The sequence below is a fragment of the Ornithinimicrobium faecis genome, assembly GCF_023923225.1.
GTDB lineage: Bacteria > Actinomycetota > Actinomycetes > Actinomycetales > Dermatophilaceae > Ornithinicoccus > Ornithinicoccus faecis.
In genome coordinates, this window is sequence record NZ_CP099489.1 from 1 (window position 1) to 16,511 (window position 16,511).

The 16,511-nt window shown below is 67.6% G+C and carries 12 protein-coding genes and 1 tRNA gene; 10 read left to right on the forward strand and 3 right to left on the reverse strand.

All coding sequences use genetic code 11. The features are described from left to right. Positions 1–259: 259 nt before the first annotated feature. The 9 genes from dnaA to NF556_RS00045 all read left to right on the forward strand — a co-directional run bounded on the left by dnaA (position 260) and on the right by NF556_RS00045 (position 13,800). Complete coding sequence (gene dnaA / locus NF556_RS00005) at positions 260–1,795, forward strand: chromosomal replication initiator protein DnaA (RefSeq protein WP_252593425.1); 1,536 nt, start codon at positions 260–262, stop codon at positions 1,793–1,795. Positions 1,796–2,481: 686 nt separating this feature from the next. Next, positions 2,482–3,615 carry a DNA polymerase III subunit beta gene (dnaN, locus tag NF556_RS00010; RefSeq protein WP_252593428.1) on the forward strand — a complete coding sequence of 378 codons (1,134 nt, stop codon included), beginning with the start codon at positions 2,482–2,484 and terminating at the stop codon, positions 3,613–3,615. Positions 3,616–3,701: 86 nt separating this feature from the next. Next, entirely contained in the window at positions 3,702–4,751 is a 1,050-nt protein-coding gene (gene gnd / locus NF556_RS00015) for a phosphogluconate dehydrogenase (NAD(+)-dependent, decarboxylating) (protein ID WP_252593430.1), read from the forward strand. Between the two features lie 43 nt (positions 4,752–4,794). Further along, positions 4,795–6,126, forward strand: coding sequence for a DNA replication/repair protein RecF (gene recF / locus NF556_RS00020; protein WP_252593432.1), 1,332 nt, complete (start codon positions 4,795–4,797; stop codon positions 6,124–6,126). Next, the gene (locus NF556_RS00025; RefSeq protein WP_252593435.1) at positions 6,126–6,677 is read left to right on the forward strand and encodes a DciA family protein; all 552 of its coding nucleotides are present in this window, start codon (positions 6,126–6,128) and stop codon (positions 6,675–6,677) included. Before recF ends, NF556_RS00025 begins: the two co-directional genes overlap by 1 nt. Positions 6,678–6,906: 229 nt before the next feature. After that, positions 6,907–9,003: a DNA topoisomerase (ATP-hydrolyzing) subunit B gene (gene gyrB, locus NF556_RS00030; RefSeq protein ID WP_252595886.1), complete on the forward strand. Its 2,097-nt coding sequence runs from the start codon at positions 6,907–6,909 to the stop codon at positions 9,001–9,003. Positions 9,004–9,175: 172 nt separating this feature from the next. Continuing rightward, on the forward strand, positions 9,176–11,788 hold the full coding sequence (gene gyrA / locus NF556_RS00035; protein WP_252595887.1) for a DNA gyrase subunit A: 2,613 nt from the start codon (positions 9,176–9,178) through the stop codon (positions 11,786–11,788). After that, positions 11,788–12,411 (forward strand): DUF3566 domain-containing protein, encoded by a 624-nt coding sequence (locus tag NF556_RS00040; protein WP_252593437.1) that lies wholly within the window; start codon positions 11,788–11,790, stop codon positions 12,409–12,411. Before gyrA ends, NF556_RS00040 begins: the two co-directional genes overlap by 1 nt. A gap of 156 nt (positions 12,412–12,567) precedes the next feature. Then, complete coding sequence (locus tag NF556_RS00045; RefSeq protein ID WP_252593440.1) at positions 12,568–13,800, forward strand: ScyD/ScyE family protein; 1,233 nt, start codon at positions 12,568–12,570, stop codon at positions 13,798–13,800. Between the two features lie 6 nt (positions 13,801–13,806). On the opposite strand, the gene NF556_RS00050 is transcribed toward NF556_RS00045, so the two are convergent. Continuing rightward, complete coding sequence (locus NF556_RS00050) at positions 13,807–14,646, reverse strand: ABC transporter permease (protein WP_252593441.1); 840 nt, start codon at positions 14,644–14,646, stop codon at positions 13,807–13,809. 1 nt (position 14,647) lies between these two features. Continuing rightward, complete coding sequence (locus NF556_RS00055) at positions 14,648–15,631, reverse strand: ABC transporter ATP-binding protein (protein ID WP_252593443.1); 984 nt, start codon at positions 15,629–15,631, stop codon at positions 14,648–14,650. 145 nt (positions 15,632–15,776) lie between these two features. Here NF556_RS00055 and NF556_RS00060 point away from each other — a divergent pair. Beyond that, a tRNA-Ile gene (locus NF556_RS00060) sits at positions 15,777–15,853 on the forward strand. Between the two features lie 181 nt (positions 15,854–16,034). On the opposite strand, the gene NF556_RS00065 is transcribed toward NF556_RS00060, so the two are convergent. After that, entirely contained in the window at positions 16,035–16,298 is a 264-nt protein-coding gene (locus NF556_RS00065; protein ID WP_252593445.1) for a hypothetical protein, read from the reverse strand. Positions 16,299–16,511 lie beyond the last annotated feature (213 nt).

Genomic DNA, 16,511 nt, shown 5'->3' on the forward strand with positions numbered 1-16,511 from the left:
GCCGGTCGTGGCCGCCGGGGCGGGGCAACCGCTCATGGTCGCCCATCGACTCTCGCATCGGCTCGCGACACGCCGACGCTGAGTCAATCGACTGACAATTCCTGACCTGCGCACTTGCCCAGCGGCGCGGTTCCTTGTTAGCGTCCCGGCTTCGGTCTCTTCTGTCCACTGCCCTATACACAGGTGTGGATAACTCTGTGGATAACAGGAGTAAGGTAGGGGCCCGGAGCACGCCCACCACTGAAGGACGCCACCACCGATGACGCAGCCAGATGTCGACTACACGCAGGTCTGGCGCGACACGATCGGCACGATGGATGGCGACACGTCCCCGCGTGACCGCGCCTACCTCGCGATGGTCCGGCTGGTGGGCCTGATCGATTCCACCGCCCTGCTCGCGGTTCCTTATGAGCACACCAAGGAGACCCTGGAGACCACGCTGCGGGAGCCGGTGCGCGCGGCCCTGTCGTCCGTGCTCGAGCACGATGTCCGTCTGGCCATCACCGTCGACGACCAGCTCCGCAAGCAGGTTGAGGGCGAGGCCGACCAGGTGCCCGGCCAGGGGGACCACGGCTCAGGTGCCCGCCCCTCGAACGACGAGGCGTCGGCCACGTCCGACCGTCCCGAGGCGGCCACGGAACAGACCGACGGCCAGCCCCTGGACAACGGACTGGGGCCTGACGGTGGCAACACCGCGGCCCGCGACGGTCGGCCCGGCACGGCGCCACGGCCCGAGCGCAGCACGCCTGGCGGTGACATGGACCCCCGGCTGAACCCGAAATACACCTTCGACACCTTCGTCTCCGGATCGTCCAACCGGTTTGCCCACGCCGCCTCGCTCGCGGTGGCCGAGTCGCCGGCACGCGCCTACAACCCGCTGTTCATCTATGGCGAGTCCGGTCTGGGAAAGACCCACCTGCTGCACGCCATCGGGCACTACGCCCGCAACCTGTATCCCGGCGTCCGGGTGCGCTATGTGAACTCCGAGGAGTTCACCAACGACTTCATCAACAGCATTCGTGACGACAAGGCCGGTGCGTTCCAGCGGCGCTATCGCAATGTCGACTTCCTGCTCATTGACGACATCCAGTTCCTGCAGGGCAAGGAACAGACCGTCGAGGAGTTCTTCCACACCTTCAACACGCTGCACAACAGCGAGAAGCAGGTCGTGATCACCTCCGACCAACCCCCCAAGAAGCTCTCCGGCTTCGCCGAGCGGATGCGCAGCCGCTTCGAGTGGGGCCTGCTCACCGACGTCCAGCCGCCGGACCTGGAGACGCGCATCGCGATCCTGCAGAAGAAGGCCGCCCAGGAGGGCATGACCATCCCGGACGACACGCTCGAGTTGATCGCGAGCAAGATCACGACTAACATCCGCGAGCTCGAGGGCGCCCTGATCCGGGTCACCGCGTTCGCCTCGCTCAGCGGGCAGCCGGTCAGCGTCGAGCTGGCCAGCCACGTGCTCAAGGACATCATCCCCACGGGAGATGGCGGCACGATCACGATCGGCACGATCCAGACCGAGGTCGCTGACTATTTCCGGATCAGCGTGGAGGACCTGTGTGGCACCTCGCGGTCCCGGGCGCTGGTCAACGCACGCCAGATCGCGATGTACCTCAGCCGTGAGGTCACCGACATGTCCCTGCCCACGATCGGCAAGGAGTTCGGTGGGCGCGACCACACCACGGTGATGCACGCCGAGCGCAAGATCCGCCAGTTGATCGGTGAGCGGCGCGCGCTCTATGACCAGATCACCGAACTCACCGGGCTGATCCGCAAGGCCTCCGCCCGCTGACCACGACGCGTCGGCCCGCTGACCCACCGGAACGACCTGGCCACGACCGGCCGCGCCACGCTGAACTCACAGGTTCATCCACGGGGGTTACCTGCCGGTCACCTGCAGCATCACCAGTTTATCCCCAACCTGTGGATAACTCTGTGGGTAAGTTCTGCCGTTCATCTGGGCGTCACCAACGGCCCGTCGATCACGGTCTCCGACCCCTGGCACACCCTTGTGGAGTTCCCGTGGACGACATGTGCCTGGGTGCAGGTCAGCCTGGGCACAACCGGGGTATGCCGACAGTCGCCTCTGTGGACGACTCGCCACCGTCCACAACCACCGGGCGCCGTCCCCAAGGGTGTCCACGCGGCATACACACGGTGAATCGGTGGGCCGACCTGCACCGGGACGCAGTTATCCACAGCATCCACAGCACCTATGACGACGACTAACTATTCTCTGGGAGGGCCTCGCCCCACGTCCCTGATGAAACTGGCTGGGGAAACTGGCTGGAGGAACGGGCTGGAGGATCTGGACCGTTCCTGGACCTCATCCCCGGTCGGTGTTGGCCGCAATGGATGCGGGAGGCTAATGTCATCTTCCACGCGCCGACGCACCGTTGGCCCGTGGGGCCGCAGAGTCTGTGCAGCAGAGTCCGGGGCAACCAGAGTTCACCAACCGCACGTGAAGGGCTGACCGTCGTGAAGTTCCGCGTAGAACGCGATGTCCTGTCCGAAGCCGTCGCCTGGGTCGTGCGCGGCCTGAGCAACCGTCCGCCGGTCCCGGTGCTGGCCGGTGTGCTGCTGCAGGCCGACGAGCAGGGCACGCTGACGCTGTCCGCCTTCGACTACGAGATCTCCGCCACCGTGACCATCGAGGCTGATGTCAGCGAGGGTGGCGAGGTGCTCGTCCTGGGCCGCCTGCTCGCCGACATCTCCCGCAACCTTCCGGCCAAGCCGGTCGAGGTCAGCACCGATGGCACCAAGGTGCAGCTGGTGTGCGGCTCAAGCCGGTTCTCCCTGATCCAGATGCCGGTGGGTGACTATCCGTCCCTGCCCACCTCGAGCGAGAGCAGCGGCAGCGTCGCGGGTGATGTCTTCACCAACGCCGTCGCCCAGGTCTCCATCGCGGCCGACCGTGGCGACACGCTCCCGATCCTGACCGGAGTGCGGGTCGAGATCGAGGGCGAGAAGATGACGCTGCTGGCCACCGACCGTTATCGCCTGGCCATGCGTGAGCTGACCTGGGCTCCCCAGGACCCGAGCGTGTCTCATGTTGCCCTGATCCCGGCGAGGACGCTGTCCGAGACCGCCAAGGCGCTGGGCGCCGCTGGCGCGGTCGAGGTGGCGCTGGGTGATGCCGCACGCGGTGAGGGTCTGATCGGCTTCGAGGCCGGCTCCCGACGGGCCACCACCCGGTTGCTGGACGGCGAATACCCCAAGGTCACCTCGATCTTCCCGAACAGCGTGGACACCACCGCGGTCGTGGACACCCACACGATCCTCGAGGCGGTCAAGCGTGTTGCGCTCGTCGCCGAGCGCAACACCCCCGTGCGGCTGCGCTTCTCGGAGGGCCAGGTCGCCATCGAGGCCGGCACCGGGGACGACGCCCAGGGCAGCGAGGCCATTGAGTCAGTGCTCACCGGCCCCGAGCTGGAGATCGCCTTCAACCCGCAGTTCCTGATCGACGGGCTCAACGCGCTGGGCACGCCGTTCGCCAGGGTCAGCTTCACGCAGCCGTCCAAGCCAGCGGTGCTGTCCGGCCAGGCTGAGATGGACGGCGAGTCCGATGAGACCTACCGTTATGTGCTGATGCCGGTGCGCTTCGCCGGCTGAGTAGGTCCGTTGGCCAGGAGCCACAGGATCGAGGCTCCGCGCGTTCATCGACCCCACAGAATCGACCCCACGAAGGAGCCATCACCATGCAACTGGGAATGATCGGACTGGGCAAGATGGGCGCCAACATGCGCGACCGTCTGCGCCAGGCGGACCACGAGGTGATCGGCTACGACCTCAACCCGGAGGTCCGCGACGTGGACAGCCTGGCGGCGCTGGTCGACCAGCTCCAAGCCCCGCGCGTGATCTGGGTGATGGTCCCGCACGGCAAGCCGACCCAGGACACGGTCGACGAGCTCGGTGAGCTGCTCAGCGAGGGCGACCTGGTCATCGAGGGCGGCAACTCCCACTTCGCCGACGACATCAAGCACCACGAGCAGCTCGCGGCCAAGGGCATCGGCTATGTCGACTGCGGCGTCTCCGGTGGCATCTGGGGCATCACCGAGGGTTACGGCCTGATGTGTGGTGGCGAGACCGAGTGGGTTGACAAGGCGATGCCGATCTTTGACGCGCTGCGCCCCGAGGGCCCCCGCGAGGAGGGCTGGGTGCACGCCGGTGACGTGGGCTCGGGCCACTACGCCAAGATGGTGCACAACGGCATCGAATACGGCCTGATGCACGCCTATGCCGAGGGCTTCGAGCTGCTCACCGCCAAGGATGCCGTCAAGGACGTCAAGGGTGTCTTCCAGGCGTGGACCCGTGGCACGGTGGTGCGCTCCTGGCTGCTGGACCTGATGGTCAAGGCACTCGATGAGACCCCCGGTCTGGAGGGCATCAGCGAATACACGACCGACTCCGGTGAGGGCCGCTGGACGCTGATCGAGGGCATCGAGAACGCTGTGCCGATGCCGGTCCTCAGCGCTGCGCTGTTTGCCCGCTTTGCCTCCCGGCAGGAGAACTCGCCCGCCATGCAGGCCGTCGCCGCGCTGCGCGGTCAGTTTGGTGGCCACGCGGTCCAGATGCTCGATGACGAGGCTCAGCAGGTGCACCAGGGCGCCGAGCCCAAGCACGACGAGGGAGCAGAGCGCCCCGGCGCCGGCACCGAGGCTCCAGGTGGGGAGACCGGTGGATCTGGCGCTGCGGACGCTGGCCCCTCCTCCGGGTCGGGCTCGACCGACGCGGACGCTCAGGGCTAGCCCCCGGCATACCCGGGTTGTCTGTCCCCACGCGAAACTCACCGTGCACCTGCGCCACCTGAGCGTCACCGATTTCCGGAGCTATCACCGCGCGGAGGTGGCTCTCGCGCCGGGCATCACGACCCTGCTGGGGCGCAATGGTGAGGGAAAGACCAACCTGATCGAGGCCGTGGGTTTCGTGGCCTCGTTGGCCAGTCACCGCGTGGCGACCGACGCCCCGCTGGTGCGGCACGGGGCTGAGTCGGCCATCGTGCGGGCCGCGGTCGTGCGTGATGGGCGCGACACCGTCGTCGAGCTGGAGATCGTGCCCGGCCGGGCCAATCGCGCCCGCCTCAACAAATCGCCGCTCACCCGGCCACGCGACGTCCTGGGCACCCTGCGCACTGTGCTCTTTGCCCCGGAGGACCTGGCGCTGGTCAAGGGGGACCCGGCCGAACGACGCCGGTTCCTCGACGACCTCCTGGTGGCGCGGCAGCCGCGCTGGGCCGGGGTGCGCAGCGACTATGACAAGGCGCTCCGGCAGCGCAATGCCCTGCTGCGCTCCGGACAGCACCTGTGGCGGTCGGGTCGCCGCGTGCCAGAGCACCGGCTGGCCCCGGGCGAGACCATCGAGGACGCACGCGCGGCCGCGGAGGCGGCGCTCGGTGTCTGGGATGCTCAACTTGCGCAGGTCGGGGCGGCGCTGACCTACGCGCGGCTGCGGCTGCTGCGCGACCTGCGGCCCTATCTGAGCGAGTCCTACGCCACGATCAGTGACGCCGAGGCACTCGCCGAGGCGACCTATCGGTCCAGCCTGGAGGGTCCGGTCGCCGAGGCGATCGCCGCAGGAGAGGTGCCCGAGCAAGAGGACCTGTATGCCGCGACCCTGGAGGTCATGGCGGCTCGCCGCCGCGACGAGCAGGAGCGCGGGGTCACCCTGGTCGGACCGCACCGGGACGAGCTGGTGCTCGCCCTCGGTGAGCTGCCGGCCAAGGGGTATGCCAGCCACGGAGAGTCCTGGTCCATCGCGCTGGCCCTGCGCCTCGGGTCCTTCCGACTGCTCCAGCACGACGTGGGAACCGACCCGGTCCTGGTGCTCGATGATGTCTTCGCCGAGCTCGACTCGGGACGTCGTGAGCGCCTGGCCGAGTTGATCTCCGACTGCGAGCAGGTGCTGATCACTGCCGCTGTGGCCGCTGACGTCCCAGCGTGGTTGGCCGGCCGGGGCGTGATCCTGGATGTGGCGGACGGGACGGTCACCCCGCGTGGTGACGATCCTGCAGACCCAGGTGCCCCTGCTGACACGGATGCCACAGCTGGTCCTGCCGACCGGGCCGTTCCCGCGGACCCAGGCCCGGCTGTGGAGGACCCGGCTGTGGAGGACACTGAGTCGTGATGCCCGATCCGGAGGAGCCAGCCGAGACCGCGGGTGAGGCGGAGAGCGCCGACCCGCTGGCGGCCGCTGCCGACGCCCTGGCCCGGGCGCGGTCCAACGCCCGGTCGCGTGGTCTGCGCCCCGGGCAGACTGATCGTCGCCGGACGGCTGCCGACGCGCTCGCGCAACGACGCTCCGGCACCGGGGAGGGGGCTGCCCGGGACCCACGGCTGCTCGACACCGAGGTCGATCGCCTCGTCAGCTCGCGGGGTTGGAGCACAGACGTGCAGGTGGGGGCGGTCATCGGCCGCTGGACCACGATCGTGGGTCCGGAGGTGGCCTCGCACGTGCAGCCACTCGGCTTCGACGGGACGGTGCTGACCGTGCAGGCCGACTCCACGGCGTGGGCCACCCAGATGCGTCTGCTCACCCACTCGGTCCTGACCCGCATCGAGACCGAGGTCGGCGCCGGCGTGGTCACCGAGATCACCGTGCGCGGGCCGGCCGCCCCGAGCTGGCGCAAGGGTCGGCTGCGGGCTCAGGGGCGTGGTCCGCGCGACACCTACGGGTGAGCGACCGGTGGCGTTGGCGCAATGCCACTCAGGACCGCCCAACACCCCACCCGACGGGGAGGACCCCAGCACGGGGGGACTTCTTTGCTCAAAATGCCCATTATGGGCCTGTGGATGGGGTGTTTTAGGGCGTCGAAAGGGTAGACTGGGCAGGCTCACCCACCCACTCTTTCCTAGGAGCCCCGTGGCCACGGTCGGACCAGACAATCCCCAGGACACCGAGCCGGAGATGCCGGAGCTCCCCGAGGCAAAGCCTCAGGAGGGGGACCCGGCATCATTGGCGACCGAGTCGTCCTACGATGCCAACGCGATCCAGGTGCTCGAGGGACTCGAGGCGGTCCGCAAGCGGCCGGGCATGTATATCGGGTCCACCGGCGAGCGCGGCCTGCACCACCTGGTCTGGGAGATCATCGACAACTCGGTCGACGAGGCGATGGCCGGTCACGCGGACCGCATTGACGTGACCATCATGGAGGGCGGCGGCATCAAGGTCGTCGACAACGGTCGTGGCATCCCGACCGACATCCACCCGGTGGAGAAGAAGCCGGCCGTTGAGTTGGTGCTGACCCAGTTGCACGCCGGTGGCAAGTTCGGCGGCAGTGGCTACAAGGTCTCCGGTGGCCTGCACGGCGTCGGCTCCTCGGTGGTCAACGCCCTGGCTGAGACCTTCGAGGTGGAGGTGCGCCAGCGCGGTCACGTCTGGCGCCAGACCTACAAGCTCGGTGTGCCCCAGGCCCCGTTGTCCATGGATGAGGAGATCCCGGAGGACGAGACCGGGACCACGATCAACTACTGGCCCTCACCCGACATCTTCGAGACGGTCAACCACGACTTTGAGACGATCCGGGCGCGGGTCCAGCAAACGGCCTTCCTCAACAAGGGCCTGACGATCACCCTGACCGACGAGCGCCCCATTGAGGTCGTCCGCGACATCGACGCCCTTGAGGACGACCCGATGGACGGGCTCGACGAGGAGGATGCTGACGCGACGCCCGATGCCTCCCCGACGGGCGAGGCCAAGCGCAAGCCGGTCATCTATCGCTACGACAATGGTCTGCTCGACTACGTCGCCCACCTCAACAAGTCCAAGCGCAGTGAGGCCGTCCACGAGGAGATCATCGGCTTCGAGACCGAGGACAAGGAGCGCATGCTCGCCGTCGAGGTCGCGATGCAGTGGACGACGTCCTACAGCGAGTCGGTGCACACCTATGCCAACGCGGTCAACACCCACGAGGGCGGCACGCACGAGGAAGGTTTCCGGGCGTCCCTGACGCGACTGGTCAACGACTTTGCGCGCAACAACAAACTGCTGCGCGAGAAGGACCCCAACCTCACCGGCGAGGACATCCGCGAGGGCCTGACGGCAGTCATCTCGGTCAAGCTCGGCGAGCCGCAGTTTGAGGGACAGACCAAGACCAAGCTCGGCAACTCTGAGGTCAAGGGTTTCGTCCAGTCGGCGATGACCGAGGAGCTCGGTCACTGGCTGGAGGCCCACCCGCGAGAGGGCCGGGAGATCATCAGCAAGGCCGTGCAGGCGGCCGCCGCCCGGGTCGCCGCCCGCAAGGCGCGCGAGGCCACCCGGCGCAAGGGCCTGCTGGAGTCCGGCGGTCTGCCGGGCAAGTTGCGCGACTGCCAGTCCAATGACCCCTCGATCAGCGAGGTGTTCATCGTCGAGGGAGACTCCGCTGGTGGATCCGCGGTGCGGGGGCGCAACCCCTTCAACCAGGCGATCCTGCCGATCCGCGGCAAGATCCTCAACGTCGAGAAGGCCCGCCTGGACCGCGTGCTCAACAACCAGGAGGTCAAGGCCCTGATCTCCGGGTTCGGCACCAGCATCGGTGAGGACTTCGACATCACCAAGGCGCGCTATCACAAGATCGTGCTGATGGCTGACGCCGATGTCGACGGCATGCACATCCGCACCCTGTTGCTCACCCTGCTGTTCCGCTTCATGCGCCCGCTGATCGAGCACGGCTATGTCTATCTGGCGCAGCCGCCGCTCTATCGCATCAAGTGGAGCAACGTGGACCACCAGTACGCCTACTCCGACCGTGAGCGCGACGCGTTCGTCAAGGAGGGCCTGGGCAAGGGGTGGCGCATGCCGAAGGACTCCGGCATCCAGCGCTACAAGGGTCTGGGCGAGATGGACTACTCCGAGCTCTGGGACACCACGATGGACCCCGACCACCGGGTGTTGCTGCAGGTCACCCTCGATGATGCGGCCAAGGCTGACGAGGTCTTCTCCGTGCTGATGGGTGAGGACGTCGAGGCCCGCCGCGGCTTCATCCAGCGCAACGCCCGCGACGTGAGGTTCTTGGACATCTGAGGAGATAGCGACGAAGGAGCGTTGTCGAAGATGTCCCGAAGACACTGACATTTAACCCACTGACCCCCACGCAAACGCAGACTGAGCCACACGGCATACGAGAAGGACGAGCGTGACTGACATCACCCCCCCGGAGACCGACCGCATCGAGGAGATCGACCTCAACGCGGAGATGCAGCGCAGCTACATCGAATACGCGATGAGTGTGATCGTGTCCCGTGCGCTGCCCGACGTGCGGGACGGGCTCAAGCCCGTCCACCGTCGCGTGCTCTACGCGATGTACGACGGCGGTTACCGCCCCGACCGCGGCTTCAACAAGTGTGCGCGCGTCGTCGGTGACGTGATGGGTCACTATCACCCGCACGGTGACAGTGCGATCTATGACGCCCTGGTGCGGCTGGTGCAGGACTGGACCCTGCGTTATCCGCTGGTCCACGGGCAGGGCAACTTCGGCACGCCCGGTGATGACCCGGCCGCCGCCGCTCGTTACACCGAGTGCAAGATGGCGCCGCTGGCCATGGAGATGGTCCGGGACATCAATGAGGACACCGTCGACTTTGGCGACAACTATGACGGCAAGACCCAGGAGCCGGCTGTCCTCCCGGCCCGCTTCCCAAACCTGCTGGTCAACGGCTCGGCCGGCATCGCGGTCGGCATGGCCACCCAGATCCCACCGCACAACCTCGGCGAGGTTGCCGACGGCGTGCAGTGGCTGCTGGACAACCCCGAGGCCTCCCGTGAGGAGCTGCTCGAGGCGCTGATCCAGCGCATCCCGGGCCCCGACTTCCCCACCGGCGCCCAGATCATGGGCCGCAAGGGCATCGAGGACGCCTATCGCACCGGCCGTGGCTCGATCATCATGCGGGCCAACGTTGAGGTCGAGGAGATCCAGGGTCGCACCTGCCTGGTCGTGCGCGACCTGCCCTATCAGGTCAACCCCGACACCCTGGCCAAGAAGATCGCCGAGCTGGTCAACGACGCCAAGCTCAAGGGCATCGCCGACATGCGCGATGAGACCTCCGGGCGCACCGGTCAGCGCCTGGTCATCGTGCTCAAGCGCGACGCCGTGGCCAAGGTCGTGCTCAACAACCTCTACAAGCACACCCAGCTGCAGCAGAACTTTGGCGCCAACATGCTGGCGATCGTCGACGGCGTGCCGCGCACGCTGCCGCTCAGCGCCTTCATCCGGCACTGGGTCGAGCACCAGATCGAGGTCATCGTCCGGCGCACGAAGTTCCGGCTCAAGCGCGCCGAGGAGCAGATCCACATCCTGCGCGGCTATCTCAAGGCGCTGGACGCCCTTGATGAGGTCATCGCGCTGATCCGGCGCAGCGCCACCGTCGAGGACGCCCGCGACGGGCTGATCGACCTGCTGCAGATTGACGAGATCCAGGCCCGCGCCATCCTCGAGATGCAGCTGCGCCGCCTGGCGGCCATGGAGCGTCAGAAGATCATTGACGAGCACGACAAGCTCGAGGCGATGATCCTGGACTACGAGGACATCCTGGCCAAGCCGGAGCGGCAGCGGCAGATCATCAGCGATGACCTCGCCGAGATCGTCGAGAAGTATGGCGACGAGCGCCGCACCCAGATCGTGGCCTTCGACGGTGACATGTCCATGGAGGACCTGATCCCACAGGACGATGTGGTGGTCACCATCACCCGAGGTGGCTATGCCAAGCGCACCAAGGTCACCGAGTATCGCCCCCAGAACCGCGGCGGCAAGGGCCGTCGCGGTGCGGCGCTGCGGGCCGACGACGTGGTCTCGCACTTCTTCACGACCAACACGCACCACTGGTTGCTGTTCTTCACGAACCTGGGCCGGGTCTACCGGGCCAAGGCCTACGAGATTCCCGAGGGCGGGCCGACCGGCAAGGGTCAGCACGTCGCCAACCTGATGGCCTTCCAGCCGGGCGAGGAGATCGCGCAGGTGCTGGCGCTGGAGAACTACGAGGCGGCTGACTATCTGGTGCTGGCCACCCGCAACGGCCTGGTCAAGAAGACCCGCCTGACCGACTACGACTCCCCCCGCTCCGGCGGTCTGATCGCGGTGAACCTGCGCGAGGGTGACGAGCTGGTCGGTGCGGGGCTGGCCGGTCCGGAGGACGACATCCTGCTGGTCTCCGTCAAGGGGCAGTCGGTCCGGTTCACCGCCACCGACGAGGCGCTGCGCCCGATGGGACGGGCCACCTCTGGTGTCACCGGCATGAAGTTCCGGGGCGAGGACCGCCTGTTGTCGATGCGGGTCGTCCCGCACGGCAGCGAGCCGTTCGTCTTCGTGGTCTTCGAGAGCGGCATGGCCAAGCGCACTGCGATCTCGGCCTATCGCGTGCAGGGCCGTGGTGGCCTGGGCATCAAGGTGGCCAAGGCGACCGAGAAGGGCGGCGACCTGGTCGGTGCCCTCACGGTCGAGGAGGGCAACGAGGTGCTCGTGGTCATGGAGCGCGGCAACGTGGTGCGCTCCTCCATTGACCAGGTGCGGGTGACCGGTCGGGACACGGCCGGCGTGAAGTTTGCGACCCCGGGCAAGGGCGACTCCATCGTGGCCGTCGCGGTCAACGCCGAGTCCGAGCTGTCCGACGAGATCGAGTCCATCGAGGGGGAGCCGGTTGAGGGAGGACCGACACCAGATAGTGCCCCGGCCGCCTCCGATGCGGTGAGCACCCCCGACGATGTACTACCGTCTGTTGAGTCGGCGGACGTCGACGAGGCATCGGACGCGCCGGAGGTGACTCCGGACGACGGTGCCGCGGACGCCGATGAGCCGGATAACGGAGGCGAGTAGTGAGCACGACGGGACAGGGCACCTCCACCGGTGGCTCCGGGTCTGCGGCGCGCCGTTCCGGCGATGACGACACCCAGAAGATCCGCCGCCCAGGCACGCAGACCGGTCAGGGCAGCGGCATGCGGGACGGCGCGATGGCGCGCACCGCACCACGCCGTGACCTGGGTGCCGCGGCCGCCCGCGCCCGAGGCACCGGCGCACAGAGCGCACGCCCTGGTGGCAGTGCGGGCGCGCGTCCGCAGCGGCGCACCGGCCCGCGTCGGGTCCGGCTGACCCTGCAGCGGGTGGACCCGTGGTCGGTCATGAAGATCTCGTTCCTGGTGTCCGTCGCCCTCGGGGTCGCCACCGTCATCATGGTTGCCGTGCTGTGGACCGTGCTCAACGGCATGAATGTCTTCTCCACGGTCAACGAGCTCATCGTGGAGATCACCACCGGCGAGACCTCGGCGAGCGCCTTCAACCTGATGGACTACATCGGCTTCGGTCGCGTGGTGTCGCTCTCGGTGGTCATCGGTGTGATCAACGTGATCCTGCTGACGGCCCTGGCGACCCTGACGGCCTTCCTCTACAACGTCTGCACCGCCCTGGTCGGCGGCGCACAGCTCACCCTCTCCGACGAGTGAGCTGACCGGGCCGCGCGCGCCCGAGAGCCCACTCATCATCCTCGCATCGCCCGTCCCCGACAAGGGGCGGGCGATGAGTAGTTCTACGTATATCCGCTGCTCCCCTGGGTCCCTACATTTCGAGTGTCCCGTGAATCACTCGACCCAAGGAGCGTCATGCCATCCGTGACTATGCGTGTGCTCGGCGGCGTTGCCGCCGCCTGTCTGGCCACCACGGCCTTCACCTCGACCGCAGCAGCCGACAACTATCAACCCGACCGGCACCGCCCCATCGAGGGCACCGTCGTGGCGACCGGCCTCAACAGCCCGCGGCACCTCACGGCTGCTCCCAACGGCGACCTCTATGTCGCCGAGGCCGGGACCGGCGGAGACGACTGCCTCGTCATGGGCGAGGAGGGCCCCGTCCTGGATGAGGGTGTCCCGATCCCCTGTGGCAGTTGGGATCCCGAGGAGCACCCCGACTGGGGCGAGATCCGCCTCGGTGACACCGGATCCATCACCAAGATCACTCGCAAGGGTCACCAGAGCCGGGTGGTGACCGGCCTGCCGGCCGTCGACCTCGGTGGTGGTGAGGCCACCGGCCCCAGCGACGTCGCGGTCCGGGGCAACAAGCTCATGGTCACGGTCGGCCTGGGCGCGGACCCGGCGGTCCGCGACCTTGCCGCTGACCTGTTCGATGAAGAGCTCTATGAGGACCTGGCGACCGTGCAGCAGGTGAAGCTGAGCGGTAAGAAGACCTCCGCGCGGACGGTGGCCGACCTCGGCCAGTTCGAGGCGGACAACAACCCGCACCCGGCGATGGTCGACACCAACCCCAACGCGATCGTCTCCGACGGCAGCGGCTGGATCATCACCGATGCGGGCGGCAACTCCGTGCTGCGGATGGACCACAAGGGTCGGCTGAGCACCCTCGCGGTGCCCCCGGGCGGGGAGGCCGAGGCGCCACCGTTCCTCGAGCTGCCCCCGGGCACGATGATCCCGTTCGAGCCGGTGCCCACGGCCGCCGAGCGGGGCCGCGACGGCTCCGTCTACATCAGCGTGCTCACCGGCTTCCCGTTCCCGGTCGGCGGCTCGACCATCTGGAAGGTCTCCCCGTCCGGCAAGGTCACCTCCTGGGCGACCGGGCTGACCAACGTCACGGACCTCACCTTCGGACCCGACGGCAGCCTGTATGCCGTGCAGTTGGCCAACAATGGGCTGCTGTCCGAGGACCTGACCGGGTCGTTGCTCAAGATCCGCAAGGGCAAGAGCACCCACCAGGTCATCGCCGACGGTCTGTTTGCGCCCTATGGCGTGACGATGCACAAGAGCAACGCCTATGTCACGACCGGCACCGTGGTGCCCGGCGGCGGAGAGGTGGTCCGGTTTGATCTGCGGCGCTGCCGCTGACGGCGGTCAGTAACCCCGGGTCAGCACTCTCTCCCGCGCGGAGGCGAGGGCTGACCCGGACTGGCGCCTCGACATACGGCGCAGTGCGATGGGAGCCAGGACCAGGCCGATCACGACCCACACCCCGAGCACCCCGAAGGTCTCCCAGGTGCGCCACGACTCCCCGATCTCCAGGGCGACAGCCTCGTCCGGGAGGATGGCGGACCGGAACCCCAGGCCCAGCCAGTAGACCGGGAAGACCTGCACGACCCACTGCAGCCACTCCGGCATCGCCGTCACCGGATAGAACAGGCCGGAGACTGCGCACAGGCCATAGATGGCCATCGTCGTGAACAGCAGCGCCATCGGGCCCTTGAAGATCGAGCCCAGCACCGCCCCGAGCGGCAGCATTGCGGCGATCGTCAGCACGGACAGCAGCAGGAGCCGCAACCACCCCCAGGCCGTGTCGGGGGTGACGCCCTCGACGAGGAAACTGGCGCCAATCAGGATGACGGCCATCGGCAGCAGCGTGGTGGTCATGCTGACGAAGAACTTGGCGATCAGGTGGCCCGTCATGGCATGTGGCACGGTCTTGGCCCGCAGCAGGGTGCCGTCGTCGCGCTCGGTGGTGATCTCGCCCGAGACGCCGAGCACGCCGCCGCTGATGATGCCGAAGGCGAGGTAGGCCGGGACCAGGAACTGACCCAGCGACAGGGCGGTCTCCATCAGCTGGGAGTCGCGGAGCCAGAACAGGACGGCCAGCATGACCGCCGGGCCGAGCAGGACAAAGAGCACCATCGGCGACATGATCTGCAGCCGGAGCTCGATCTTGGCGCGGCGCAGGGCAGCCCGCAGGACGGTCGGCATCTCAGACCTCCTTGTCGACGGGCTCGACGCCGGTGTCGGCCTGGTCATCGGTCGGCTCATCGGTCGGCTCGTCGGGCAGTATGCCGAAGCTCGCCGCCTGCGTCTCGGCGCCGGTCTCGACCTGGTGGACCAGGGCGAGGTAGGCCTCCTCGAGGGAGGCGCGGCGCACCTCCAACTCGGTGATCTCCCCCGGGCGGGCGAGCACGTCGCGCAGGAGGGCGACCGGATCGTCGGTGGACTCGTTGTGCAGCTGGCCGTCCCGCCGATAGCGCACCGATGCCGTGGCTGACATGCGGTGTCGCAGGTCGTCGGGGCTGCCATCGGCCACGATCGTGCCGCCCGCGAGCACGAGGATGCGGCCTGCGAGGAGCTCGGCCTCGGTGAGGTCGTGGGTGGTGAGCAGGATCGTGGTGTCCAGATCGGACAGGCCGCGGATGAGCTCGTGGAAGTCGTGGCGCGCCTGGGGGTCGAAACCCGCGGTCGGCTCGTCGAGGAAGAGCACCTCAGGGCGGCCGACCAGGCCGATCGCGACATCGAGCCGGCGGCGCTCACCACCGGAGAGTCGGTCGAGCCGGCGCTGCTTCTTGGCGCCGAGGCCGACCCGCTCCAGCAGGTCGCCGGTGGGCCACGGGCGCTGCACCTCGGGCGTCGCATAGTCGGTGTAATACAGGGACAGGTAGTCCAGGAACTCCTCGACCCGCCACTTGCCGTGATCGCGCCAGGACTGCAGCACCACGCCGACGCGGGCACGCCACGCCTCACTGGCCGTGTGCGGTGTCTCCCCCAGGACGCTGACCTCCCCGCCGGATGGCACGCGGAAGCCCTCGAGGATCTCGATCGTGGTGGTCTTGCCGGCGCCGTTGGGCCCTAACAGGGCCACCACCTCACCCCGGCCGATGCTCAGGGTGACGTCATCGAGGACGCGCGTGGCGGCATACTGCATCCGGAGGTTGGTGGTCGAGATGGTGGCGCTCGTCCCAGTCATCAGGCTCCCTGCGATCGCTGTGGCCGGTGGTCCAAACCTAGTTCACTGCGAGGTGGCCACCGAAGGGATATCCGCCGCTTTGGAGCAAGGGGTCGAGATGGGGTAATCTCGTGCGGCGCGTGTCCGTCGGATCACGCACACCCCCGGGCCTATAGCTCAGACGGTTAGAGCGCTTCCCTGATAAGGAAGAGGTCACAGGTTCAAGTCCTGTTAGGCCCACCACCCAACCGCAGACTCGCTCAGAGTCTGCGGTTTTGTGTTTCACGTGGAACCCGATCGAGCCAACGAAGCGCGGACGTGGCGGAGCCGCCGCCGAGGCCCTGGTGTGCAGGGCTCGACGGCGGCTCGTCAGCGACTGTGTTGCTCACCCGCTCTGACGGGCGGCTTCGTCAGTGGTTGACGGTCACCACCAGCCGGTGCTGTAGCGCCAGACGGACTGCACCCCGCCGCCCCCGGCGTGGCAGCCCTCGATCAGGTCGTAGCCCGAGAAGTACATGTAGGGCATGTCGACCCAGCACTCGCCCATCGAGCCGTAGGTCACGGTGACATTGGTCGACTTCTTTGCCGTCGGCACGGCGTCTCCACCGGCGGCGTTGGCCGCGGTCCCCGACACCGCGGCGACCCCCACGAGACCTGCCACTGCCAGGCTGCGTATGACGTTCTTCATGATTCTCCCCTTCGTTGTGGTTGCACCTGCAGCTGTCAGCGCTGCAGGTCGGGGAAGTGACGGCACCGTCGGTGGGTGTGGTTCCAGGCTTTGACAAAACATGACGATCCCTGAATGTGCTGTTGGTGTGCGCGTGCTCAGTTGCCCGGACCGCGGACGCCAGCAACTGGCTATAGTCGGGGCGGCAAGGCAGCTGGCGCATCAGGAGGTTGA

Bases quoted from the DNA above. Each gene is read 5' to 3' on its own strand.
- NF556_RS00025 (WP_252593435.1), top strand. From the start codon at position 6,126: ATGCCCGATCCGGAGGAGCCAGCCGAGACCGCGGGTGAGGCGGAGAGC.
- dnaA (WP_252593425.1), top strand. From the start codon at position 260: ATGACGCAGCCAGATGTCGACTACACGCAGGTCTGGCGCGACACGATC.
- NF556_RS00065 (WP_252593445.1), bottom strand. From the start codon at position 16,298: ATGAAGAACGTCATACGCAGCCTGGCAGTGGCAGGTCTCGTGGGGGTC.
- NF556_RS00045 (WP_252593440.1), top strand. From the start codon at position 12,568: ATGCCATCCGTGACTATGCGTGTGCTCGGCGGCGTTGCCGCCGCCTGT.
- gyrA (WP_252595887.1), top strand. From the start codon at position 9,176: ATGCAGCGCAGCTACATCGAATACGCGATGAGTGTGATCGTGTCCCGT.
- NF556_RS00055 (WP_252593443.1), bottom strand. From the start codon at position 15,631: ATGACTGGGACGAGCGCCACCATCTCGACCACCAACCTCCGGATGCAG.
- NF556_RS00050 (WP_252593441.1), bottom strand. From the start codon at position 14,646: ATGCCGACCGTCCTGCGGGCTGCCCTGCGCCGCGCCAAGATCGAGCTC.
- gnd (WP_252593430.1), top strand. From the start codon at position 3,702: ATGCAACTGGGAATGATCGGACTGGGCAAGATGGGCGCCAACATGCGC.
- gyrB (WP_252595886.1), top strand. From the start codon at position 6,907: ATGCCGGAGCTCCCCGAGGCAAAGCCTCAGGAGGGGGACCCGGCATCA.